16 protein-coding genes and 4 pseudogenes are annotated in these 21,902 nt (G+C 66.3%); 9 read left to right on the top strand and 11 right to left on the bottom strand.

All coding sequences use genetic code 11. The features are described 5' to 3' along the window. Positions 1–526 precede the first annotated feature (526 nt). From ACFDTH_RS04235 to ACFDTH_RS04200, 8 genes are all read right to left on the bottom strand, one after another. Entirely contained in the window at positions 527–727 is a 201-nt protein-coding gene (locus ACFDTH_RS04235; RefSeq protein WP_375286250.1) for a hypothetical protein, read from the bottom strand. Between the two features lie 17 nt (positions 728–744). Further along, positions 745–1,278: an RES family NAD+ phosphorylase gene (locus ACFDTH_RS04230; protein ID WP_375286249.1), complete on the bottom strand. Its 534-nt coding sequence runs from the start codon at positions 1,276–1,278 to the stop codon at positions 745–747. A 2-nt stretch (positions 1,279–1,280) separates the two neighbouring features. Then, positions 1,281–1,679, bottom strand: coding sequence for a hypothetical protein (locus ACFDTH_RS04225; protein ID WP_375286248.1), 399 nt, complete (start codon positions 1,677–1,679; stop codon positions 1,281–1,283). Positions 1,680–1,781: 102 nt separating this feature from the next. Next, positions 1,782–2,396 carry a hypothetical protein gene (locus ACFDTH_RS04220; RefSeq protein ID WP_375286247.1) on the bottom strand — a complete coding sequence of 205 codons (615 nt, stop codon included), beginning with the start codon at positions 2,394–2,396 and terminating at the stop codon, positions 1,782–1,784. 18 nt (positions 2,397–2,414) lie between these two features. After that, a complete protein-coding gene (locus ACFDTH_RS04215) occupies positions 2,415–2,981 on the bottom strand; it encodes a TniQ family protein (protein WP_375286246.1) in 567 nt (188 codons plus the stop codon). A 97-nt stretch (positions 2,982–3,078) separates the two neighbouring features. Beyond that, the gene (locus tag ACFDTH_RS04210; RefSeq protein WP_375286245.1) at positions 3,079–3,834 is read right to left on the bottom strand and encodes a DUF2726 domain-containing protein; all 756 of its coding nucleotides are present in this window, start codon (positions 3,832–3,834) and stop codon (positions 3,079–3,081) included. Between the two features lie 518 nt (positions 3,835–4,352). Next, complete coding sequence (locus ACFDTH_RS04205; RefSeq protein ID WP_375286244.1) at positions 4,353–8,639, bottom strand: strawberry notch-like NTP hydrolase domain-containing protein; 4,287 nt, start codon at positions 8,637–8,639, stop codon at positions 4,353–4,355. 35 nt (positions 8,640–8,674) lie between these two features. Further along, positions 8,675–9,541, bottom strand: a complete 867-nt coding sequence (locus ACFDTH_RS04200; protein WP_375286243.1) for a toprim domain-containing protein — start codon at positions 9,539–9,541, stop codon at positions 8,675–8,677. A gap of 651 nt (positions 9,542–10,192) precedes the next feature. On the opposite strand from ACFDTH_RS04200, the gene ACFDTH_RS04195 reads away from it, so the two are divergent. The 3 genes from ACFDTH_RS04195 (at position 10,193) to ACFDTH_RS04185 (ending at position 13,735) form a co-directional block, all read left to right on the top strand. Beyond that, the gene (locus ACFDTH_RS04195) at positions 10,193–11,275 is read left to right on the top strand and encodes a replication initiation protein (protein WP_375286254.1); all 1,083 of its coding nucleotides are present in this window, start codon (positions 10,193–10,195) and stop codon (positions 11,273–11,275) included. Between the two features lie 164 nt (positions 11,276–11,439). After that, positions 11,440–12,642: an AAA family ATPase gene (locus ACFDTH_RS04190; RefSeq protein WP_375286242.1), complete on the top strand. Its 1,203-nt coding sequence runs from the start codon at positions 11,440–11,442 to the stop codon at positions 12,640–12,642. 79 nt (positions 12,643–12,721) lie between these two features. Beyond that, the gene (locus ACFDTH_RS04185) at positions 12,722–13,735 is read left to right on the top strand and encodes a ParB/RepB/Spo0J family partition protein (RefSeq protein WP_375286241.1); all 1,014 of its coding nucleotides are present in this window, start codon (positions 12,722–12,724) and stop codon (positions 13,733–13,735) included. Here the strand turns inward: ACFDTH_RS04185 and ACFDTH_RS04180 are convergent. Beyond that, positions 13,720–14,712: a hypothetical protein gene (locus ACFDTH_RS04180; RefSeq protein ID WP_375286240.1), complete on the bottom strand. Its 993-nt coding sequence runs from the start codon at positions 14,710–14,712 to the stop codon at positions 13,720–13,722. The two genes, ACFDTH_RS04185 and ACFDTH_RS04180, sit on opposite strands and share 16 nt — an antisense overlap. A gap of 20 nt (positions 14,713–14,732) precedes the next feature. Here ACFDTH_RS04180 and ACFDTH_RS04175 point away from each other — a divergent pair, with 20 nt between their 5' ends. From ACFDTH_RS04175 to ACFDTH_RS04165, 3 genes and pseudogenes are all read left to right on the top strand, one after another. Further along, complete coding sequence (locus tag ACFDTH_RS04175) at positions 14,733–16,574, top strand: Swt1 family HEPN domain-containing protein (protein WP_375286239.1); 1,842 nt, start codon at positions 14,733–14,735, stop codon at positions 16,572–16,574. A gap of 7 nt (positions 16,575–16,581) precedes the next feature. Further along, positions 16,582–17,694 carry a tyrosine-type recombinase/integrase gene (locus ACFDTH_RS04170; protein ID WP_375286238.1) on the top strand — a complete coding sequence of 371 codons (1,113 nt, stop codon included), beginning with the start codon at positions 16,582–16,584 and terminating at the stop codon, positions 17,692–17,694. 289 nt (positions 17,695–17,983) lie between these two features. After that, positions 17,984–18,481 (top strand): annotated as a pseudogene (locus ACFDTH_RS04165) (GSU2403 family nucleotidyltransferase fold protein); the annotation flags it as partial. Positions 18,482–18,553: 72 nt separating this feature from the next. Here the strand turns inward: ACFDTH_RS04165 and ACFDTH_RS04160 are convergent. Further along, positions 18,554–19,465: pseudogene (locus tag ACFDTH_RS04160) on the bottom strand (hypothetical protein); the annotation flags it as partial. A 53-nt stretch (positions 19,466–19,518) separates the two neighbouring features. On the opposite strand from ACFDTH_RS04160, the gene ACFDTH_RS04155 reads away from it, so the two are divergent. Together ACFDTH_RS04155 and trbC are read left to right on the top strand one after the other, a co-directional pair. Then, positions 19,519–20,064 carry a hypothetical protein gene (locus tag ACFDTH_RS04155; protein ID WP_375286255.1) on the top strand — a complete coding sequence of 182 codons (546 nt, stop codon included), beginning with the start codon at positions 19,519–19,521 and terminating at the stop codon, positions 20,062–20,064. A gap of 10 nt (positions 20,065–20,074) precedes the next feature. Beyond that, positions 20,075–20,731, top strand: coding sequence for a type-F conjugative transfer system pilin assembly protein TrbC (gene trbC, locus ACFDTH_RS04150; RefSeq protein ID WP_375286237.1), 657 nt, complete (start codon positions 20,075–20,077; stop codon positions 20,729–20,731). A gap of 130 nt (positions 20,732–20,861) precedes the next feature. Here the strand turns inward: trbC and ACFDTH_RS04145 are convergent. Continuing rightward, positions 20,862–21,528, bottom strand: a pseudogene (locus ACFDTH_RS04145) (IS21 family transposase); the annotation flags it as partial. A gap of 178 nt (positions 21,529–21,706) precedes the next feature. Here ACFDTH_RS04145 and ACFDTH_RS04140 point away from each other — a divergent pair. After that, positions 21,707–21,832 (top strand): annotated as a pseudogene (locus ACFDTH_RS04140) (transposase); the annotation flags it as partial. Positions 21,833–21,902: the final 70 nt, after the last annotated feature.

Here is a 21,902-nt window from a genome sequence, read left to right as displayed (position 1 = left end):
GGCGTCGTCGGCCTGTCCGTAGAACTCGGACATACCCATGCATCCCAGTCCCAGCGCCGACACGCGCAACTCGCCGCCCAGCGTTCGTTGTTTCACCGTCATTGTTGATCCTTTCGTCTTCGGGCGAGTGCGCGGATTTGGGCTCGCTTCCAATCCTGCAAATCAGCGATGGCGGCGAACTCAGCGACGCCGCTCACTTCCTAGTCCGGCCCGAACTCGGCCGTCCTGACGCCGACATGCCCCATAAGCCGAACGACTGGCGGCGCGCGCTCGGTCTGTGCAGTTCGCGTGGTGTAACCTGGCGCGCGATCTGGTGCTTACCAGCCGTATCCATGAACATTGCGATCCGGACGAAAGAGCAGGAGCGCAACCACCCACTGCTCTTTCGCCTTGCTGATATCGTTCGATCCCCGACTCTCCCCTCGCACAACACATCAGTTTAACATAATCAATGTTATCGCTCTAGCGGCTTTGCGTTTGAAACGAAGAGCTTACGCCTCCTGAAGCCCACCGTGGCCGTCTCCGCTCACACCGCCTCCTGCGTGATCGTCGCCGCAAATTTGCGCAGGATGTCGGCGATGGTGCGAAGATCGTCCTCGTTAAGGTCCGAGCCGATCGGCGTTACGGTCTTGCCGCGACCCGCTTCGCGCTCGCAGCTGTTGGCCAGGCGAATGAGCGTCTCGTAGGCGAACTTCGTTTCTTCGCGCTCCTCGTCGCGTCCGGCCATTGTGCGACTCCTTGCGCTCACGACGGTCTCGGCTCCCACGACCGCTGATCCTTGGGCAGCATATCATCAGGGTCATGCGCGGCAAGCCGATCTCCCGCCGTTAGATTTGCGATGAACACGACGAGGTTGATTCCACCCGAATGATGGGTAGACGGGAACAGCAGGCCCGTGGCGCCTGAGCTGATCGCCTCGTCGCCCAACTGCCATGACGGCGGCACCTTGTGCTCGACACGCGCGATCCAGCGCCAGTCGCAATTCCAATCCGCCCAGGCGGTGCTCCAATGGGCAGGATCATACCCGGCCGATAGGTCGACGACATCCGCCAGTGCGGTCCGGTAGGCCGCGAGCGTCGCTGGGTTTGGTAGGCTGGAGCCTTGCCTGTACTCGGCGAGCGCGGTGTCCGGCTCCGCCGAGAGGTATAGCGCCTCGACCCCGGGTCTGTTGAACCGCCCGCCTCTGAGCGCCGCCCCCGCCCCGCTCAGCGGCAGATACGCCCATTTGGGAGTGAGGTAACGATAGTAGTGGCTCGGACCGAGCGCGATGCGCAGCACGATTATCCGTTCGCCCCGTCGACCAGCTCGGACAGATGCGCCATCACCGCCTCGGTGTGTCCAGCCGCGACAAGCTCCGCGGCCGTCTGGCGTTTGAGCGTCACGATCGGCTCGTTCCGAAACCAGTAGATTGCCTGCTCCAAGTCGCCGGTCAGCTCGGACGCCGCCATGATCACGCGCACCATGTCGCGCAGCCGATCTTGAAGCCGCTCGGACGCCGGGTTGGCGAGCGTGTTGCGATGGACGCCCGCGATCTCCGCCAGCCGCGACAGCTGGACGCCGAGTGCCTGCGCGACCCGCTTGGGTGAGATATAGGGGGTCTTGGGCTCCTGCAGGCTCGCAACGAAGCTCGAGGCCAGCCGTGTAGCGCGCTGCTCATCTACAAGGAAGGCGGTCGCCATACTTACGTCTCCGCTGGATAGATGCACAATATACGCACATAGCGGCTGTTGTCAACTCCAGCGCCGCAGGCCTGGATGTCAGCCGCCGAAGCGGGTGATGCCTTACAACCATGACCAATCGATCAACTGCTCCCAGTCCGCGCGCTGCGTCCCGAACCGGACGCGATCTTCTTCCGCCCGCCATGTCTCGAACCGGATCAGGATGTCGTCGACGTCCAGGCCGGATCCTGCGTGAAGCGTCCGCATCCGCTCGCGCAAGGGTGCGGGCCAGCGTGCGCTACCCCGGATCAGCATGGCTTTGACCCATGTGGCGGCCTGCTCGAACAGCCACTCGAGCGACCGGGCGTCGCCGCCACCGGAGTGCCTGGTCCAGTAGCGGCCCGAGAACAGCAGGCCGATCGTCTCGCCGGACACGATCGCGATGATGGCGGACAGAACCCAAGCGCGCATCATCGGTCCCAACTCCGGGTATGGCCACTCCCGCCAGTCCTTCGGCCTGTGGTCCGCTTCGATCCGAAGAGAGTCACACCCGTATTGGTTTATCAGGCTGGTGCTCGACCGATTGGGTACCAGCAGCGCCCGCGTGAGATCGTCGACCAGGGCCAGGAACTCGGCGGGTTCGACCCTGCCCACCCCTTCAATACGCACCGGATGTCCGAGCAACGCCGAGCGCAGGCACCGCTCGAACGGGAGCATGATCTCGAACTTGCGACCCATGTGCCGATCGTCGTTCCCTCAGCAATCCGCCCAGATCGGGCGGCCAGGCGTCCGCAGCAGTCGGCGACAGTCGCCGCAGGCCAGCTCGACTGCGCCCTTGTCCCAGACGAACCTGGGCGGATTGTCCGGACTGCAGTGCTGACAGCAGTCGACGCGCCAGTGCTGGTGACGATGGCACAGGCAGAGCGGCAGTGCCGCCTCCCGATCGAGATAGGTGCCGCCGGAGCTGTGACCCTCCTCCAGGCACTTGCGGCACCAGGACAGATCGAGGTTGCCGCGAGCGCGCATTTTTCGCCCGACACCCGGGAGCCAATCGACCGCAACGCGCGGCCATGCTTGTGTAAGGCCGAGCGTCGCAACGCGCTCGGGCGGCAGCCGGAAGGCATCGGCGATCCTGGCCACCTCGTCCGTGGTCAGATGGAGATCGAGCCGCTCCCGCCCCCGGCCGTCTTCCCCCAGGAGGAGCGCACGGAATGCCGCGTCATCCATGTCATAGCGCGCTGCAGTCCGCCCGAGCCACGAGGATATGAGTTCGCCCGGTTTGGGCCGCGGCGCCACCGGCAGGGGCCGCGTGATCACGGCCACGGGCGCTCACACCGCCCGCATGGTGCCGGCGCCCCGCTTTCCCTTCCTGGTCGCGATCGCCTTCATGCTGACGGTGGGCAGCACCAGCTCGTCCGCGTCAAGGTCCTCCGGCCTGATCGTCTCCGTGCCGTTCCTGATCGCCGCGATGGCGAGAGTCTCGACGAGCCGGAAGATCCGGCCCGTGTTCCCGTCGGTAAGATCGAGCACCCTGCCCCGGAACATGTCGTGGGCAAGCGGGGATGGTCGCCTGAGCGGAAGGATCGCGGCCAGCGTCACCATGAGCAATCGGAACTGCTCGTCGTCCCGCCAGTGGACGAGCTCGACCGCATCGAACCGGTCGGCGAGCGCGGCGTCGGTCAGGAGCGCGGCCCTGAAGCAGTGGAGCGAGCGACTGCCGCACATTCGCCAACGTCGGCTTGGTCCGACCGGGGATGCGGATGGTGGTGTAGCCCGCGCGCGCCGTCATCGCGTCGCGCTTCGCGTCACGGGCGGCATTGTGTGAGTAGTCGTCGACCTTGATCAGGGCGACGATCGCACCGCTGTTGCGATCCTGAACCACGAAGTCGACGATCTTCTGCGAGAAGCTGTTGCGGTCGGCGTAGGAGGGCCTGCGGCCGAGACGGCGGGGAACCTGCAGGAGCGCGCCCATCGCCACCTGGGCGTGGATCCGGTGCGCCGGCAGGATGCGCTCGATCGCGGCGAGCATCGCCAGCTCGCGGTCGGTGAGGAAGCGCTTCGCGAACGGGGCGGGCGGCCCGCCGAGCCCGAGCGTGTTTTTCAGCAGGCTGAGCAGCGCGACCGCGCAAACCATGAAGATGAGGATCGCGACGGGCGATCCGGCGAGATGGTTCATCGTATCTCCCCCCTGAAAAGGACGGCGCGGCCGGTGGACGGGGACCGCGCTGGCCCGCCTGTCACCACCCGTCGCGCCGGCCCTCGCCGCTGTCCTTCAGCTCGCGGCGGTCGAGGTTGGAACGCCGGACCTCCAGCTCCACGCCGTCGCCGGTGTCGCGGGTGCGGACGTCCCGCACGTCCACGTTGTTGCGCTTGGCGAAGTCCTCGGCCGCCTTGGCGCTGCCGAACTTGCCAACCTCGTCGAAGTCCCATCTCCTTGTCGTCGACCACCATGGTCAGCTCGTCGCGGACGCGGGTGACGCCCACGTTGAACAGTCGCTGGTTGGAGAGATTGCGCTCTTGGCTCGACATGACGGTGATCGCCTTGTCGGTCGTGATGCCCTGCCGCCGGCCTGTCGTCGCGGATCTCGATGGTCTCGCTATCGCCGTCGTCGCGCACGAGGGCGGGATTGCCCGAACGAGCTGCGTCGACGGCGGCGTCCTGCGGCCAGTCGCCATGTTCGCGCAGCACCTTGATCATGTGTGCTTCGGCGGCGAGCCGGTGCGGATGATCGGTGACGATGGTGTCGAAGGAGAGCGACTGGTGGACCGTTCGGATCGGCATGACAGGCTCCGACTGGAGAGGCGGAAGGGATCGGCGGCGAGGCATGGCGAGTGGCAGGCGCCGGCCTGCCGCGACGCGAGCGAGCCGTGCGATCGTGGGTGAAGCGGAAGCGCAGTCTCAGGCGGCGCGATGGGGCTCGAGGATGCTCGAGCGACTGTTGAGCGTGTTGCGCTCCTCGTCGAGGCGGTCGAACTCCCGCCCAGGACGGACCCGGCGATGTCGGCGGGCGGCATGTTGTCCGCCTTGTCGATCCCGAGCTTGGTGAAGAGCGAGACGACGTGGGAGTCGAAGACGAGGCGTCCGAGCCAGGAATTGCCCTCACCGTCCACGATACGGTTCACGACGAGGTGGTCGGAGGGGAGAGAGGACCAGATCGGCAGGAGGAGCCCGGTCGCGAGCCGGATCGTCTCGGTGTCGACCGTGTCGAGCTCCTCCGCAACCTCCGCAGTCCACAGGTCCACCAGCTCCGCATGGCTGATCTGCTCCCACGCGGATTCGAACAGGTCCTCCTCCCGGAAATATTCCTTTCGGGTAGGGCGGAGCAGTTCGACTCGGGGTATCGGTGCGCCATCCTCGCTCATTCCGGCACGGGCACGGGTCTGGACGGCGACCTTCCCCGACTTGGCGTTCTTCATCGGGATCGCCGTGGCATCCGCCTCGACGATGCGGAGGATCCGCTCGAGCGTCACGGGGTTGCGGCGTCGCTCGATCTCGATCGTCAGGAGGTGGGACGTGGCTCCGCTCACCGGGTCGGTGCGGAGCAGCGTGTCGTCGCGGACCGTCGCCCGGTCGACCATGATCGTCTCCACGCCGACATCGAGCGTGCCGGCATCCCGCGCAGCGGCGATGCGCGTCTCCACGAGCGCCAGGAACTCGTCGAAGATGCGGTTCTGCAGGTCGATCGGCAGCGCGAGGAGGCGGTTCAACCAGCGCTGGATCGGGGGCAGCTCCTCCTTCAGCACGCCATCCTGGTCGCAAAGTTCGAGGCCGGTGCGATCCTGGAACTCGCCGAGCGTGATGCTGGTCAGCTTACCCGCGTGGAGCAGGTGGAACCAGCTGATGAGCGCGGCGCAGGCGTACTCGCTTTCGAGATTGTCGGCAGGGTCGAACAGGTTCTGCCCGCCGGTCTGCCGCTGGCCGCGGGTCAGCGCGCCGAGGCTGTCGAGGCGGCGCGCGATGGTGCTGGTGAAGCGCAGCTCGCCCTTGCAGTCGGTCGTGACGGGCCGGAACAGCGGCGAGCAGGCCTGATGCGTGCGGTGGGTTCGCCCGAGCCCCTGGATGGCCCGGTCGGCACGCCAGCCCGGCTCGAGCAGGAGGTGGACGCGCTGCTGCTGGTTCTTGGCATCGAGCGAGGCGTGGTAGGATCGGCCGGTGCCACCCGCGTCCGAGAAGACGAGGACGCGCTTGCGCCCTTCCATGAACGCCGACGCCTCGACCTGGCTGGTCCGCGTCGAGCGCGATTCGAGCTTCTGGCCGCCATCGCCGCGGCTGACGAGACGCTTGGTGCGGCCCGTGATCTCGGCGACGTTGTCGTGCCCGAAATGCTCCAGCATGGCGTCCAGCGCCGACATGATCGGGGGAAGCGCGCAGAGGTGCTCGATCAGGCGCTCGCGCGCCGCTTCGGCCTCCGGGTTGTAGACCGCGTTGCCATCGTCATCGACCATCGGCATCGAGCGCGCGGTGCCGGTGTCGTCGGTGAAGACCTTCATCTGCCGGGTCGGGAAGGCCCGCTGCAGGTAGTTGATGACGTATTCCCGCGGTGAGAGGTCGATCTCCAGGTCTGCCCGCTCGTCGGGGCTGAGCTCGCCGAGACGCCGGTTGAGGATCGATTCCGCGGTGGTGACGAGCTGGAGCACGACCGACTTGTCATCGGCGAGGTGCTCCTCGACCGCGGCGATGACGGTGGGCAGCTTCAGGCTGAGGAGGACCTGGCCGAAGAAGCGCTGCTTGGTCGACTCGAACCGCGAGCGTGCCGACGCCTTCGCCCCGCTGTTCAGCGTCGCGTTCTCGAGCGCGTCGACGACGCCGGTGAGCTCGAGCGCCTGCTCCATGTTGCGGTGGATGATCCCCCAGGCGTCGGCATAGGTGTCGTAGATCTTGATCTGGTCGGGGGTGAGCGCGTGCTTCAGGATGTCGTACTCGACCCCGGCGAAGCTGAGCGCGCGCGCCATGTAGAGGCCGGTCGCCTTGAGGTCGCGCGCGACCAGCTCCATCGCCGCGATCCCGCCCTTGCGGATGCCGCTGATGAACTGCTCGCGGTCGGCAAAGGCAGTCTCCGGTCCCCAGAGCCCGAGCCGCACGGCGTAGGCGAGGTTGTTCACGTCGCTGGCTCCGGTCGCCGATGCGTAGAGCACGCGGGCGCTCGGCAGGTGGTTCTGGAGGAGCACCCCGCAGATTCCCTGCTGGGAGCCCTTCTTGGCGCCGAGCGCGCCCTCCCCGCCGGCTACGCCGCCCATCTCGTGCGCCTCGTCGAAGGCAATCACGCCGTCGAAGTCCTCGCGCGCCCAGTCGATGAGCTGCTTCAGGCGGGTGTGCTCGCTCCGCGCCGAGCGGAGCGCCGGATAGGTCACGAAGATGACCCCCTGGTCGAGCTTGACCACGTCGTCGATCTTCCAGTTCGTGAGGGGCTGGATGTCGGCCGACATGCCGCCCAACGCGGTCCAGTCGCGCCGCGCGTCCTCCAGCAGGGGCTCGTTCTTGGTGATCCAGACGTGCCGGCGCCGGCCCTGGAGCCAGTTGTCGAGGATGCAGGCGGCGATCTGGCGCCCCTTGCCCGCGCCCGTGCCGTCGCCGAGGAAGAAGCCCTTGCGGTACTCGCGGCCGTCGTCAGCGAGCTCCAGTCCGACGCCTTCCTTGCTGGGGCGGAACCTGCCCGGCAGCATCTGGGTCCACGCGTCACCGGCGTAGATTACGGTTTCGAGCTGCGAGGCGGACAGGAGCCGATCGGCGACGGTGCGCTCGGGCAAGCGCGGGACGTGGTGGGGGACCGGCGCCGGGATCGATCCCATCGCGACGGACTCGACCAGCGCGGTCGGATGCTCGCCAGCGGTCGTGAACACGAGGCGGCTCGGACGGTACGGAAGATAGACGCCGGTCTGCTCGAGGATCGGCGCGGGGGTGTCCAGCGGCGTGAACTCGACGGGCTGGACCTCGTTGCGGGTCGGGGCGTGGAACGCGCGGGGCTCGGCCGGGCGGGTGCTCTTCACGGCCCGGAACAAGGTCGTGGTCCCGGTCTTGCGGACAGGCGGCGCCGGGACGTCCATCTTCGGCTTCAGCCGGTCGACGATCGTGAGGACGTCCAGGAACTCCGCGACGGAGGATCTCTGGATCGTGGATGGCACACTGGTCACGGGCGCCTTGTCGATGACGTAGAGGCGCACGGCGATCGACGTGCCGTGCTTGGCGTAGCACTTCTCGAGGCGGAGGGAGGTTCGCACCGCCACGTCGCGCAGCGTCGCCTCGTAGAGATCGCGGAGGCGAGCGCTCGGGCCGAACCAGTCGGGCATGATCGCCACGAGGCGACCCCCCGTCCGGAGTCGGCGCAACGCCGCCTGCAGATGGCGCACGGCCGCGAGATCGTCGGCCCCGCGGCCGAGCGATCGGGAGAAAGGCGGGTTCATCAGCACCAGTGTTGGGCGTTCGGATGTCGCCATCAGCGAGGTGATCGCCGCGCCGTCGTGCCCCGAAATCTGGGCACCGGGGAAACTGTGCGCGAGCCGGGCGCGTCGGGCGGGGTCGAGCTCGTTCAGCTGTAGGGTGACGTCCTGGCGTAGCTGGGCCACGAGGAGCCCGTTGCCGGCGCTGGGTTCCAGCACGACGTCGCCGGGCTGTGCATTGGCGAGGAGGACGGCGAGCGCGGCGATGTCGGCCGGCGTGGAGAACTGCTGCCATTCGAGCTGTTCCTCGCTCCTCACCGTCTGGGTCGGCAGGCTCGCCATCAGCCGGATCGGAGCGATGACGTCGGCGAAGGCCTGGAGTTCATAGGGCCGCGTCCGCAGGTGGAGTGCGAGGGCGTGCTCCAGCACCTCGAAGCTCTCGCGCTGGGTCCAGCGGCCCTGCGCGTCGCTGCCGCCATAGGCCTCCGTCATCGCTCCGTTGAGAAGGGCGCGGGTGATCGTCTCACCCGACCGGAACCGATCCTGCAGCAGGAGCGCGGCGCATCGATCGGCGTTCGATGCCGTCGAGAAAAGGTCGGTCATGGGGGTCTCCTGGGTCGGCCGCCCAATCGGCAGCATCACCCACTCGACCCCTCTCCCCTTTCCCGTTCGCGATCGAGAACGATCGCCCAGTCCTTGATGGGCCCGGGAGGTGGCGCACGCCGGATGGTCAGGTCGGGACGGGCATAATGCGCCTCGGCGCGGTCGGCCGCACCTGTGCCCTCGGGATCGTTGTCCTCGGCGATCAGGAGCGTCGACACGCCGGGGGGCAGGCGGAGCTGATCGAGGCGCCGTGCGCCAAGGCTCGCCCAGCAGGGCACACCATGGATGGTGGTGAAAGCCGCCGCGGTTTCGAAGCCCTCGGCGATCGCCATGGTGTCGCCGGTCAGCGGGCGTCCCTGCCAGGCCCCCTGCCCCGGCTGGCCGAGCATTACCTTGCTGTCGTAGCGCCCGGTAGCGTGGTCGATGAAGATCCGCTGGAGGGCGACAAGCCGTCGGCCTTCGCGGACGCCGACCAGCAGCGCCGGCCGGAAGACGGTGTGCGGCTTGGGGCCGAGCGGGCATCGCGGGTGGAAGCGGAGATCGGCCGGACCCAGGTTGATATGGCGACTGACCAGGTAGCGCTCGGCAAGCGTACCCTCCACTGGCCCCGCCTGATCCCAGAGCCGTTCGACGTTTCCGGTGCCGCGGCGAAGGTCCGCCTTCGGCGGCTCGAACCTTCGCGTTACGGTGACGCGCCTCAGCTCGCGCAGCACGTCCTCGGCGTCACAGCCGGCGAAGCATGTCACGAGGATGCCCCGATCGCCCTGTCGGAGCGATAGGCTCGGCGTCTTGTCGCAGTGCGCGGGACACCGGCACGAGGCAACATAACCGTGCCACGTTCCACCGAGCGCACCCACGATGTCGACGAGTTCCTGTGTTGGACGGTTAGCTGTAAGCGGCATGGGTCACCTCCTGCTCGCCGGCCCAGCCCCCCTCCCCTTTTCTGTCGACTGCCTTGCCGCCGGTATTCGCCGAGCGCGTCGGGAGAGCGCGAATCGCTAGCTGCTCCTTCACAAAACAACTCTATGAAAACGCCGCTGCTCGCAGCGGAAGGATTCGTGATTCAAGAGATTCTGATTCACGCCTGAAAAGCGCAGCGACTTGAACAGCTTGCGACAATGAGCCTGACCATATGGGGGAGTTTGCCTGACCTGGCGGGGGCTGCTTCCTGTCCGCGCGGGGGCGGCAACCTGACCTCCCGGGGCATTCCTGACCGATTGGGGGCGTGCTGATCCGTGCCATCAGCAACGCGCGATATTGGCCGACCCGGCGGTTCGAACGCTCGGAATGGGCGACAATGGGCTTTGCAAACTGCACCCGCACGACTCGGCAGCAAAGCTCGGAAAAGATTGTTTGTCGTGCCCGATTGAACCTGACCGCTTGGGGGTGCCGACCACACCGCATCCTGACCTGACTTGACGAAGGAGGTCAGGTCAGGCAGCAATTTCCGGTCCGACACCGAATCCGATCGTAAACGTGGCATGGAATCCGATACTGGCCAAATAGTTCGAGAAGTCGAAGAGGGTGCAGACGAGGGTGCACCTGGTCGCGCGATGCGTGTTGCGGCGGCGCTACGGGCGAAGGGCGGCGAAGAGTTCGCCAAGCCTGGCAACATCATCGAGGTGAAGTTCGTCAAGGGCGAGTCACTAAGCTTGACTGCGTCGCGTCTGTTGGCACTGATGATCTTGACCGCGGGTGGGGATGCTTGGGAAGACAAGCCCCACCGCATGCGTAAGGCGGATATTCGTCGCGGTCACAAGGGCAACGAACGCATCTCCGACATGCTCGAGGAGTTACACCGTACGCTCTTCGCCGTCGATGATCGATCATGGCGCGGCAAGAAGGCGACATTGCGTTTCTCGCTCATCTCCCGATCGCGCGAGGAGACGGAAGAGGAGGGCGGCGAAGCGGGCTGGATCGAGTGGGAGTTCACGCCTGACGCGCGCAAGATGATCCAGGCTTCGGAGACGTACGCGGTGTTGAACCGCCAGGCGGTGCTCGGCTTCCGATCCAACTACGCGCTCCGTCTGTACGAACTCGGCGCCTTGCGGCTTCACCGCCGGCAAGCAACCTGGAAGGGGGATATGGCGGCATTGCGAGCCGCACTCGGCATTCCCCCAGAAGTCTATACCGATTTTGCACAGCTGAGGCGCAAGGTGCTCGACAAGGCCAAGGCCGAGATCGACCAGCTAGCGCATTTCCGGGTGGAATGGCGGGAAATCCGACAGGGCAGGACGGTGACCGAGCTTGAGTTCAAGTTCGAGCCGAAGGGGCCGCCCGAGGTTATCGAGACCGTCGGAGAGCTCGATCGCCATTCGAGCGGACGAGCCGCGCGCCGCGACGGTACGGTCGAATCGATCACTGTCGGGCAGGGGGCTCTACCCACGGTTTCCAAGGCAGCAGCAAAACTGAAAAGCGAGGACCCTACGTTCCCGAGCGGCTCGATCCGGTTCGGGCACGAGGACTTGTTCGCGATCGGCCGGCAATATGGCGGCGGGTGGGACATTGACCTGATCGCCGACGCGTTCCGTGGTCATATGGGCGCACGGTTGGAGAAGCTGCGGGGGGTCAAGCTTGCGGCCGCGTGGAAAGGGTTTTGCGAGAGCTGGGTGACGCGGCGAGGCCGGGCCTCTTGACGAGAATTGCACGCGTGCAATTTGGTTGCCCCCACCGAGTCAGGTTGGACCCCAAAAAAGCTCATTCAGCAGCAAAAAGTACGGCTCACTTTCGCAATTGAGCCCTGATTTGACGGAAATGCGCAAGTTCGTGTAGCGTCGATTTAGTTTCGAAAGGTGCGCCGGTGTCTAACAGTCTCGATCTCGAGGAGGCGGATCGTCTCGTGTCCGTCGCCACGCTCGCGAGCCGAACCTCTTCGGTCCTCGAACGGCTGCGAGATTCGGCACGCAGCGCCCGTGCCGACGACCGCCGCGAACCGACCTTCACGATCGGCAAGGCTGCGGAGCTTGTAGGTCGAACGCCGGCGGCGATCCGCGATGCGGAGAAAGACGGTCGCCTTCCGGAGCCGGCGCGCACCGACAACAACCGCCGGGAACGCTATACGCTGGCGCAGTTGAACGACATGCGAGGCGTGTTCAGTACGCGGCCTTACCGAAGCCAGGACGACCCGTGCTGTGTCGTGGCCGTCCAGAACTTCAAGGGCGGCGTCGGCAAGTCCACGCTTGCGGTGCATCTCGCCCAGTATCTCGCCATTCGGGGATACCGAGTGGCGCTCATCGACTGCGACAGCCAGGCTTCGGCTACAACATTGTTCGGTTATGTGCCCGACCTCGACCTCGGGGAAGACGACACACTCTATCCATTCCTGCGGGAAGGCGAGCGATCGTCACTGGATTACGCGCTCCGCAAGACGCATTTCGATGGGCTCGAGCTCATCCCCGCGAACCTTCGCCTTTTTCAGTCTGAGTACGAATTGGCCGCGCGCATGGCCCGTGGCAGCGGCGCGCTTCTCGATCGTTTGCGGGAAGGAATCGGGAGCATTGCCGATCGCTTCGACGTGATCGTCATGGACCCGCCGCCGGCGCTCGGCGCAATCTCGCTGTCGGTGCTCCGCGCCGCCAATTCGCTCGTCGTGCCGGTGCCGCCCACGGTGATGGACTTCTCATCCACGGCTGCGTTCCTGTCGATGCTCGACGAGACGGTCGAGCAGCTGGCCGAGCGCGGGCTCGCGCCTGAACTGCGGTTCCTGCGTTTCGTCGCGTCGAAAGTCGACGAGGGCAAATCGATGCAGAAGGAGTTGCTGAACCTGATGCGGACCTTGTTCGGTCACGCAATGGTGCGCACGCCCCTCAAGGATTCGGCCGAGATCGACAACGCGACCGCGCGGCTGATGACCGTCTACGAACTCGATGGTCCGGCGACGAGCTCCGCGGTTCGCAATCGCTGCCTGGCCTATCTCGATGGCGTGAATGCCGAAATCGAGGTCGATATCCGCTCGATGTGGCCCAGCCATCAGAAGCGGCTGCGGCAGGAGGCACTGGCATGAACGGCCGGAATTGCACGCGTGCAATTCGCGCTGAAACCGGAAATTGCACGCGTGCAACGCCGTCGAAGGGGAGGCTCGCATGAGCGGTAAGAACAGTGGCTTCGCCGCCGATTTGGCGGCTGGAATCGATTTGACGGGGAACGCCGCGCCGGCGCGCCGTTCGACCATTGCCGCCAACGTGCTGACGGGTCGGTCGAACCGGCTTGCCGACCTCGCGTCAGGCGCGGTCGTCACCCGCACGCACGAACTCGTCGATCCTGCGCGCTGTCGGATGTGGGCAGGGCACAACCGCGAATACGGCCTGCTCAACGAGGACCGCTGCGCCGATCTAATCGAGAGCATCAAGGCGCAGGGCCGCCAGGAGATGCCGGCGATCGTACGGCGCGTGGCCGGCGATCCGGACTACGACTTTGAGGTGATTTGCGGCGCGCGGCGCCACTGGTCGATCAGCTGGCTCCGGTCGCACAATTATCCTGACTTCAAGTTCCTCGTAGATGTCCGGGAGATCGGCGACGAGGAGGCGTTCCGGCTGGCGGACATCGAGAACCGTGCGCGTGACGATCTGACCGATCTCGAGCGCGCCAAGGATTATCTGCGCGCGCTGGAAGCCTATTATGACGGCCGCCAGAAGACGATGGCGGATCGGCTCAAGGTCACCGAAAGCTGGCTCACGCGCTACCTCGATCTGGCGCGGCTCCCGGGCGAGATCATGGCGGCGTTCACGAACCCGCAGGACCTCGGTGTCCGCAATGCAATTGCGCTGAAGGCGCTGCTCAAGCCTGAGGACCGCCGGGCGCGGGCCTTCCGCGAAGCGAAACGGCTGGCTGAGTCCCAGGCCGAGGGCGACTCGCTGCCGGTCCTCGAGGTAGTCCGTCTCCTAGGGCTGGCGGCCGACCCCCCCAAGAAGTCAGGATCCCCCAAGAGGTCAGGAAGCGAGCTCCCAAGCTTCGAGACCGCGGCGGGGAAGCCACTGCTCCGCGTCGACAAGAAGGGGAGGGGGGGCGTCACTCTGACATTGCACCCCAAATCCGGCGCATCGCGCGACGAGGTCGAAGCCGCTTTAGCCAAGGTTCTCGATCACCTCTGGGCCTGAACGTCGTCAGCGGCAGGTTCGTCAGTCGCGCCGGCGTCTGCGAGCTCTGGAAAGCGCTCCGCAAACGCCGCCATCTCAGCATCGAAGCGGGCCAGCGTCGCGTCCAGCGGCGCCAGGCTAGCAGCGAGGGTCGGCCGGCCCGCTGGTCGCCGCCTGAACCCGTAAGCAACCGCCAGGTCGGGCGGGATATAGGCGCGCCATGCCTGCCTCCCGCTGATCTCCACGACCAGACCTTCGCGGGCGGCGCGTGCGAGCAGCTTGCCGGCACCCGACACGGTGATGCCGAGCGTGCGCGCAATCCCGAGCGGCGTAATCAGGGGCTGTCGCTGCGACAGGGCCATCAGCCCGACCAGCGTGCCCGGACGGAGAGCGCGCGCAATGACGCTCGCGGCCCTCAGTCGCTCGGCCTCGACCCCGTCGAGCCGCTCGAGGCCCGCCTCCGCTGCCGCTGCCAGCGCCTTCAGATAGCGCGGCACGATGGCGTCGCGATCGCGCGGCGCGAGCCGCAGCGCCTTATCGGCGGCGACGAGGCAGGGGAGGGGGGTGCGGGTAACGCCGAGCGCCTTCAGCAGGGCAGGCATCCCGAGCCACGGCCCGGCGCCGCGATCGGCGCGCGCGTGCTGCGCCGTAAGCTCCAGCGCGCGGAGCAGGGCAGGGCGGTCACCCCAATCGGGAGGAAGGTCGAGCGTGACGGGGATCAGCTCGCGCCAATGCGGGGCCTGCGGCTTGGCGAGGTCGGCCTGCCACGCGCGTAGCGCCGTCAGCTCCTCGTTGGCAAAGGCAATCGGCCGGCGCTGTGGCAGCGATGCTCCGCAATCGAGCGCGAAAACGTCGATTTCGTCGAGCTCCGTGCCTTGCGCTCGGCGCGCGTCGGCGAAGCCGGTCCACGCCGCGCGCTCGCGCCATGCTGCGCGCACCGGCGAGGAGGAAAGTCGGGCGTCGAGGCGACCGATTGCGAGGCTCGCGCGTTCGAGCAATCCCGCCAGTCTGTCCGTCCATGGCGGCGCGGAAAGGTCGGCTAGGGGGTTCGGCACAGGGCAGATGTAGCCCCAAGGAAAAGCCTCAGTCTACCGCGGCGTGCTTCGTAGTGTCGATAATGGAACGTTATCAACACTGCTGGTGCTCTCATCCGGTCGATGATAGTACGACCGAAGGGCAGACAAGCAGAGGCGCGCGCGTGGCGGCAGACGACGAAGATCGGGCGGACGGATCCCACAAGGCTTCTAAGCGCGGCTTCGATCTCGCCGACTTAAAGGTGGATCTTCCGCCGCGCGCGTCCTCGACCGCCGACACGGAGATTGCGAGCGCGGTCGCAGCCGCGAAGGCCGATCGGATCGGTGGCTTCGCGCGCGGTGACCTCTCTGAGACCACCGCCCGCTTCTTGAAGCGCGCGATGATCGAGGCAGATCCAATGAGGGCGGCGATTGAGGCGGCGGGTATCTTCCGCGGTGGCGCTGCCGAGCAGGCGATGCGCGAGGCGCTGGGCGGAACGCTCGCGAGCCAAGCCGCGGCTACGGCGGTCACCGGCACGCTGGCCGACAAGGCCATGGTCGAAGAGGCGCGAGGCTCCTTAATCGACCGCACAGCGCGCGAAATCGTTGAAGCCGAGCGCAAGATGTCGGACTTGGTGCTCGGGCGCACCGTCGCCGATCACTCGCTGGCGTCCGCCGTCGCGGCAGCACAAGGTAGGATCGGACAGCTCGACTGGGGTTCGCAATACGCGACCGGCCGCGCCGCAATGGCGGCGCTTGAGGACAGTTATGCCGCGCTCGGCCTTGGCCGAAATCGCGACCGGTTGCTCGGCGCCATTGCCGGCGTCGGATCGCTCGCGCCGATCGCGACGGGGCTTATCGATCAGGTCGGCGCCATGCGTCTGCGCACGGGCGAGATGCTGCTCGAGACGCAGCGCCGGCTCAATGCCGAGGGCGCGACCGGCACGATCGGTTATGCCCTGCGCGCCGGTTATGGCGACCTGTTCCCGGCGATGCGGGCGCCGCGCGGCTCGGAGATCGAGGCGGTGATCGCCGCGAGCCGAAGCATGGAGGCTCTACGGCCCTATCCGGATTGGGCGGCCGAGGCGCGGGCAAGGTTCGAGGCGCTCACCACGCCCTGGGTCCGAACGGACCTCCCCGACGCGTCGATCGCGGCGATGGCGCGGCTGACCGTACTCGATCGCCTCGTCGACCATGTCGCACCAGCTGACACTGAGGTGGTGGAGGGGCTCCGCGCGCGGCTTGGCGATTATCGCGATGCGCCTGACCCGGAGCCAGCGACGCTTGCCGACCCGATCGCGCGAACCGGCTACCAGCTCGATCTTGGCTTCGATCCCGTCCTGACCGTGCTGCCCACCGCGGTGGTGGCCTCCATGTTCGCGCCGTTCAGCGGCGCCGATGCTGCGGTGACGGTTGACGCGGACGCGCTTGAAAACGCGATCCGCATGCTGATCAAGCGGCTTGAGCAGGCACTGCGCCGGTTCATCGCGGCCAGGCTCCAGGCACATTATGGCGCTGACTGGTTCGACCGATTGCCGAGCGAGATCAGGCGGGCCTGGTCAGCCGGCCGCCAGAGGGACATCGACGAGGGGAGGGCGCCCGATGAACTCATCGCCTATGCCGACATCGATCATTACCGCCGCATCATCGAGCATCCCGACCGATGGGGCGCAGTGTTCGAGCCGGTGTTCAAGGACCAGGGCGCGATCCGCGAGACGCTTCGGCGGATTGCCGTGATCCGCAACCCGGGCGCGCATTTCCGGGCGGTCACGGTGGAGGACCTGATCGTCCTGCGGGCCGAGGGTGCGCATCTCGCCAAATGGCTTGGAGTGCGTCTTGGCGGGTGAGCGATCCTTGCTCCTTCGCGCCGCGTCACGGTCGTCCGCCGACGGCGATGTCGTGGGCGAGGTGACGGCACTCGCGCGGGCGCATGGGCCCATCGATCCCGAACTCGTCGCCGCCGCGACGCGTGCCTGGTCGGCCAATACCGTGCGCGCATTCCTCTCGGACCTCGCGCTGTGGAACGCCTGGTGCCGCCGCCAGGCCGTGCCGGCCGGCGCGCCGACGCCGAGCGATGTCGCGCGTTACATCCGCATGCTGGCGGGCGTCGAACCCGGCCACGGCGAGGGGTACCGCGCGGCCGCGACGATCGAGCGCTATCTGGTCAACATCGGCTGGGCGTACCGCATGGCGGGGCTCGACGACCCGACGCGCGCGCCGCTGGTGCGACTGGAATTGAAAGGCGCACGCCAAGCGCGCGGCGTGCGGCAGCGACAGGCGCGCGCGATTCGGTTCAAGGGTGATGTTACCGACCTGGACGAGCCAGCGTTCGGGCTCGCGCTCAGCAATCTCCTTGCGGCATGCCGACGCGATCTCTTGGGCCTGCGTGACCGCGCCCTGCTGCGCGTCGCCTATGATAGCGGGTGCCGCCGGTCCGAGCTGGTCGCCATCGAGGTGGCGCATGTGGACAACCCCGACCGCGATGGCGCGGGAACCTTGTTCATCCCGAAGAGCAAGACCGATCGCGAAGGTGAGGGGCAGGTCGCCTATCTCTCGCCGCCAACGATGCGGGCGGTCGCCGATTGGCGCGAGAAGGCCGGATTGGACGCGGGCGCGCTGTTCCGGCGCGTTCTTCTGCACTTTGACGGAACGGTGCACTCAGTGGGGCGGGCCGGCCTTCACCCGAACAGCGTGTCGCTGATCTACCGGCGGCTGATCGCCGCCGCTTTCGACAGGGGCCTGCTCGGCGAGATGTCCGAGGCCGAACTGTCGCGCTGCCTTCAGGCGGTGTCGAGCCACTCGATCCGGGTCGGGGTGGCGCAGGACAGCCTCGCCGCCGGTGAGAGCCTGGCCGCGATCATGCAGGCCTATCGCTGGCGGGATCCGAAGACGGTGATGCGCTATGGCGCTAAGCTCGCAGCGAAAAGCGGGACGAGCGCGCGGCTGGCGAAACGGTTCGCGTCATGAAGGCTGCGTTTCTCGGCCAGAAGAGGGTTTGCCACTGACGGCAGTCAACGCTCCTATCCTGCAAAGGCCTTTTTCATGCCAATCTGCAGGATAACATAGCGGCAGGACGTGGCTGGTATTTGCCTGACGATGGCTTATCCTGCATATCCCAATTCGATAACTTTTGCAGGATACGATCCAAGTGCTAACTCCGTTCACCGATGAGCAGGCGCGTGTCCTAATCAACCTGCGCCAGCGCTACGAGGGTTGGATCGAGTCCGAACGCGCCGTCGCCGCGCTTCCATACGGTATGGCGCGCAAGGAGATCGGCGGCCGTTCATACCTCTACGAGTTGCGCGATCGCAAGGGAAACGGACGCAGCCTCGGCCCTTGGTCGGACGAACAAGCCCGAATCCTGTCGGACTATCAAGCCACGAAAGCCCAGGCCCAATCCCGCGTAGCGATCGGCAGGGCGGCACTTGAAGAGACCGCGCGCTTGGCGCGGGCGCTTCGCGTGCCGGCCATAGCGAACGAAGCTGGGCCGATCCTTCGTGAGGCCGACCGGCGGCAACTGCTCGGTCGGTCCTTTCTCGTCGTCGGTACCAACACGATGCCAGCGTACGCCGTCGAGGCGGGGGGCTTTATACGTGACCTGCCGGACGAGACGCAGGATTTCGATCTTGCTTGGACCGACGAGGAAAGCCACGAAGGCGAACAACTCCTCTGGAACATGTTGAAGGCCGTCGATCCGACCTTCACGGTCAATACGGAACGCACGTTCCAGGCTCGCAACGCCAAGGCGTACGAGGTCGAGGTGCTCGTCGCGCCATCGCGGGCGAGTACGATGGCTCGCACCGACCGGCCGCGTCCTGTTCCTCTAGGCGCGGAGCGGTGCATAGCCATGAGCCTCAGGATACTCGCCGGCGACGATCAGGACGAGGAACGGTCCCTTGATAAGGTTGCCGCGCACCGACGGCGACTGGACGCGGTTGGCGACGTGGATCGGCTCGGCGCCGGGGACGTCGACGACGTGGCCACGGACCTGCGGCGAGAACAGCGCCAGGAAACCCTGGGGCGCGTGCCCGCTCGGCCACCTCATCGCGAGCTGGCGCAGCATGGCGTAGGCGCGTCGGCTGTGCAGCGCGTTGGCATGTGTCCAGAACGTGCGGCTAAGCTGGATGCCGGGGGCGATCTCGATCTTGGCGGCCGCTCGGCCGAGAGCCTCGAACTCGCGCTTGATGGAGGCGGGCTCGGTCTCGTGCTGTTCGGGCGGGACACGATTGGTCCCGGCAGCGTCGATCAGGCGCCACAGGAGCCGCGCCAGACGGGGCACCGACGCATGGCGCGTGCGATCGTCGCTCGCATCCTCCTCTGGTCTTTGAGCGAGCTTCTCCGGGGCGGGACGTAGCACCTCGAAGAAACCGGCCGGGGGATCGGCGGGGGTCTCTCGCGACCGGACTTCGGTGATGCGGTGAGTCACCTGGTCCCGGAAAAAGGCGCAGTCTTTGCGATGCTCGGGCCGCTTGATGCTGGTGAGCCGTCGAAGATAGTAGGTTTCCGCCTCGGACAGGAACGCCGGCGTCAGGATCGGCGGCGCTTCATCGGCCGCCAGGCAGTCGCAGGCAATCCATTTCGCCCCGATGCGCGCGTTCTGGACGAGCGTGATGCCGGCTTCCTCATCACCGCGGGAGCCCTCACCGATATACCAGCGCACCAAAGCCTCCCGAAGAGGAGAGGGGAGCGGTATGCGGCGTCCTCCGACGCCGTTCGTATCGCGGTCGATGAGCCACATTTCCTACGGTCCAAAGGCTTGTTTTACCCTCAATCTCACCGAGGCCGGGGGGATTGACAACCTCGAATCTGTCGATCTCACTTTCCAAGAAACGGGTTCGGGAGGACCAGATGCGAGCGCTTTTTCTTGCCGGAGCGGCACTGATTTCGATGGCGGCGACCACTGTGGCGGCAAGGGCGCAACGAGCTCGATCCGTCCGCACAGTTCAGCTCATCACCATGACGAGCACGACGGTCCCGGTAGCGAGAGAGGCAACGGCTGGGCCAAGCGAACCGGTGCCGGCCGATGCCGCTCCTGCGACCCCGGCCGAGGCGCCGCCGCTCCCGGCGGCGTTCCGCGTTCACGATCTCAGTCGTCAGTGGGTCGCGTACCAGATGGCCAACAGTTTCAGCTTGCAGCCGGCAGTAGCAGGGGGAGGAACAGGGGCACGCGCAGAGGAGGTTCCATTCGCGTCCGGCGGGGTCGCTCAGCCCGAAGTAGCGGCGTTCGGTGCGGCGGTGAACGTCGCGCAGATGTCGGCGATCTCCGTCCCCTTCCCGGCCGGTGGCGAGGACATGGGCTACCTCGTCTGGCGCAAGCGCAACTGCTGCGTGTTGTGAGGAGAGAAGCATGCGCTTTCTGACATTGGGACTCGCCGCGCTTCTCGCCACCGCGGGCGTGTCCGCGATCCTCGCGCAGACCGTGGACGGGCTCGACGTCCAGGCGGTGAAGAAGCGGGCGGCGGACCTGCAGGCGGAAGCGCAGGCCTTCGTGGACCAGGTGAAGGACCGTGGCGACGAGTTTCGCGAGCAGGCGACCGTCGTCCGCAAGTCGGGCATGGACAACATGCAGCGGGTCGCGGCGATCGACCTTCCGAAAGGACCTGACGGCAAAATCGACTTCGACGAGCTGGTGCAGGGCGCGGCATCGAACGCCAACACGCCGGGCGGTGACGCTCCGCAGTTCATGGTCTTTGCGAGCCTCTCCATGCCGCCGGCGTCGCTCAAGCAGCTGATCGCCGACACAGCGAGGGCAGGGGGCGTGGTCGTCTTCCGTGGCTTCCCCAACAACTCGGCCAAGGAGTTCGTCAACCGCCTCGGCCAGGTGGTCCAGAAGGACGACATGCCGAACATCGGCATCGACCCCCGGCTGTTCCGCGCCTTCAACGTGCAGGCCGTGCCGACCTATGTGGCGGTGTCGTCGACATTCGACCTGTGCGCTGGCTTCCACTGCCAGACCAAGGTGCCTCCCTACGATCGTATCGAGGGCAACGTCACCGTCGACTAATCGCCCTCGTGATCGACCACCATCCGCACCGCCCGCTCGCGGACTTCCGGCGCATACTTGTTCGTTGTCTTGCTCATACAGGCTCCACCTTCTCAGGAGTTGGAGCCTCCGACAAACCCGGCGCGGTTCACTGCGGGTCGTAAAGGCACGCCTTGATGACGGCGACCTTGGCGTTGTCAGGAATGAGGAGCCGGGCCGCGCCGCCGAAGAATTCGAAGGCGCGGACATGCGAGTCCGTCCAGTCCGGTAGCGTCTCGGTCCAGGTTGGCCATGCGAACGAAAGGCTCGAGGCGCCCATCACGGCGACGAACAGATGGGCCTCGCGGATCTCGCCCGTCAGCCGGTCGACCACCACCGGCACCGTGTCTCCGGCGTAGTCGACAAATATCCGGTCCCCGCCGAGATGGGTCTGCCGCATCGTAACCGGCAAACGTCCTTCCCAAGCGCGGTAGAGGTCGCAGTATCGGGAATACCGGTAACCGCCGGGCTGGAGCTCGATATATTCGTCCCACAGCACCTGAAGCGTGACGTGCTTGCGCTTCAGCTCCCGGTTCACGGCCGCCCAGTCAGGTTCGGGTCGATCGCGCTGCCCGCCTCGCGTCGCCGCGGCCGTAGAGTTCCGCTTCGAGCGCAGTGTCCGTCAGCCCTTCCGGCAACGGCCATTCCAGCTTCGATGCCCGGAAACGCTGAAGCATCACACGCACGCCGGTGCTGCCTACACCCACCTGGCGTCCCACCTCCCGCGATGGAAGCCCGGCGTCGTACGTCAGTCTCAAAATCTCGCGCATCTTGCGCATCGGTATTCGCTCCGTCGGCATCGGCCGCTCCTTCAAAAGAAGCAGCCAGCGACGACCGGATCACACCGCGAAAACAACCCGCATCTGATCGCCATCACGTCGGAACGCCGATCGCGATGATGTCGGAACCGTGATCGCCATCATTCCGGAATGCTGAGCGCGATGATCCCGGAATCCGCAGCAGACCTTCTACCGCTGGAAGAAGGTGTATGGCGGGCTTGGCGTAGGCGAGCTTCGGCGGGTGAAGCAGCTCGAGGACGAGAACCGCAAGCTGAAGCAACTCGTTGCGGACCTGAGCCTGGACTAGCATATCCTGCAGGACGTGCTCGCAAAAATGTATGGTCCGCCCCCGTCTGGCAAGCGTGAGATGTGGT

This window comes from Sphingomonas sp., from assembly GCF_042096255.1.
In the GTDB taxonomy this organism is placed as follows: domain Bacteria; phylum Pseudomonadota; class Alphaproteobacteria; order Sphingomonadales; family Sphingomonadaceae; genus Sphingomonas.
The sequence above is the reverse complement of the archived record's forward strand: the minus strand, read 5'-3'. Positions and strand labels throughout refer to the sequence as shown.

Excerpts from the sequence above, each read along its gene's own strand:
- ACFDTH_RS04235 (WP_375286250.1), bottom strand. The coding sequence starts at position 727 with ATGGCCGGACGCGACGAGGAGCGCGAAGAAACGAAGTTCGCCTACGAG.
- ACFDTH_RS04225 (WP_375286248.1), bottom strand. The coding sequence starts at position 1,679 with ATGGCGACCGCCTTCCTTGTAGATGAGCAGCGCGCTACACGGCTGGCC.
- ACFDTH_RS04220 (WP_375286247.1), bottom strand. The coding sequence starts at position 2,396 with ATGGGTCGCAAGTTCGAGATCATGCTCCCGTTCGAGCGGTGCCTGCGC.
- ACFDTH_RS04210 (WP_375286245.1), bottom strand. The coding sequence starts at position 3,834 with ATGAACCATCTCGCCGGATCGCCCGTCGCGATCCTCATCTTCATGGTT.
- ACFDTH_RS04205 (WP_375286244.1), bottom strand. The coding sequence starts at position 8,639 with ATGACCGACCTTTTCTCGACGGCATCGAACGCCGATCGATGCGCCGCG.
- ACFDTH_RS04200 (WP_375286243.1), bottom strand. The coding sequence starts at position 9,541 with ATGCCGCTTACAGCTAACCGTCCAACACAGGAACTCGTCGACATCGTG.
- ACFDTH_RS04195 (WP_375286254.1), top strand. The coding sequence starts at position 10,193 with ATGCGTGTTGCGGCGGCGCTACGGGCGAAGGGCGGCGAAGAGTTCGCC.
- ACFDTH_RS04185 (WP_375286241.1), top strand. The coding sequence starts at position 12,722 with ATGAGCGGTAAGAACAGTGGCTTCGCCGCCGATTTGGCGGCTGGAATC.
- ACFDTH_RS04175 (WP_375286239.1), top strand. The coding sequence starts at position 14,733 with ATGGCGGCGCGGAAAGGTCGGCTAGGGGGTTCGGCACAGGGCAGATGT.
- trbC (WP_375286237.1), top strand. The coding sequence starts at position 20,075 with ATGCGCTTTCTGACATTGGGACTCGCCGCGCTTCTCGCCACCGCGGGC.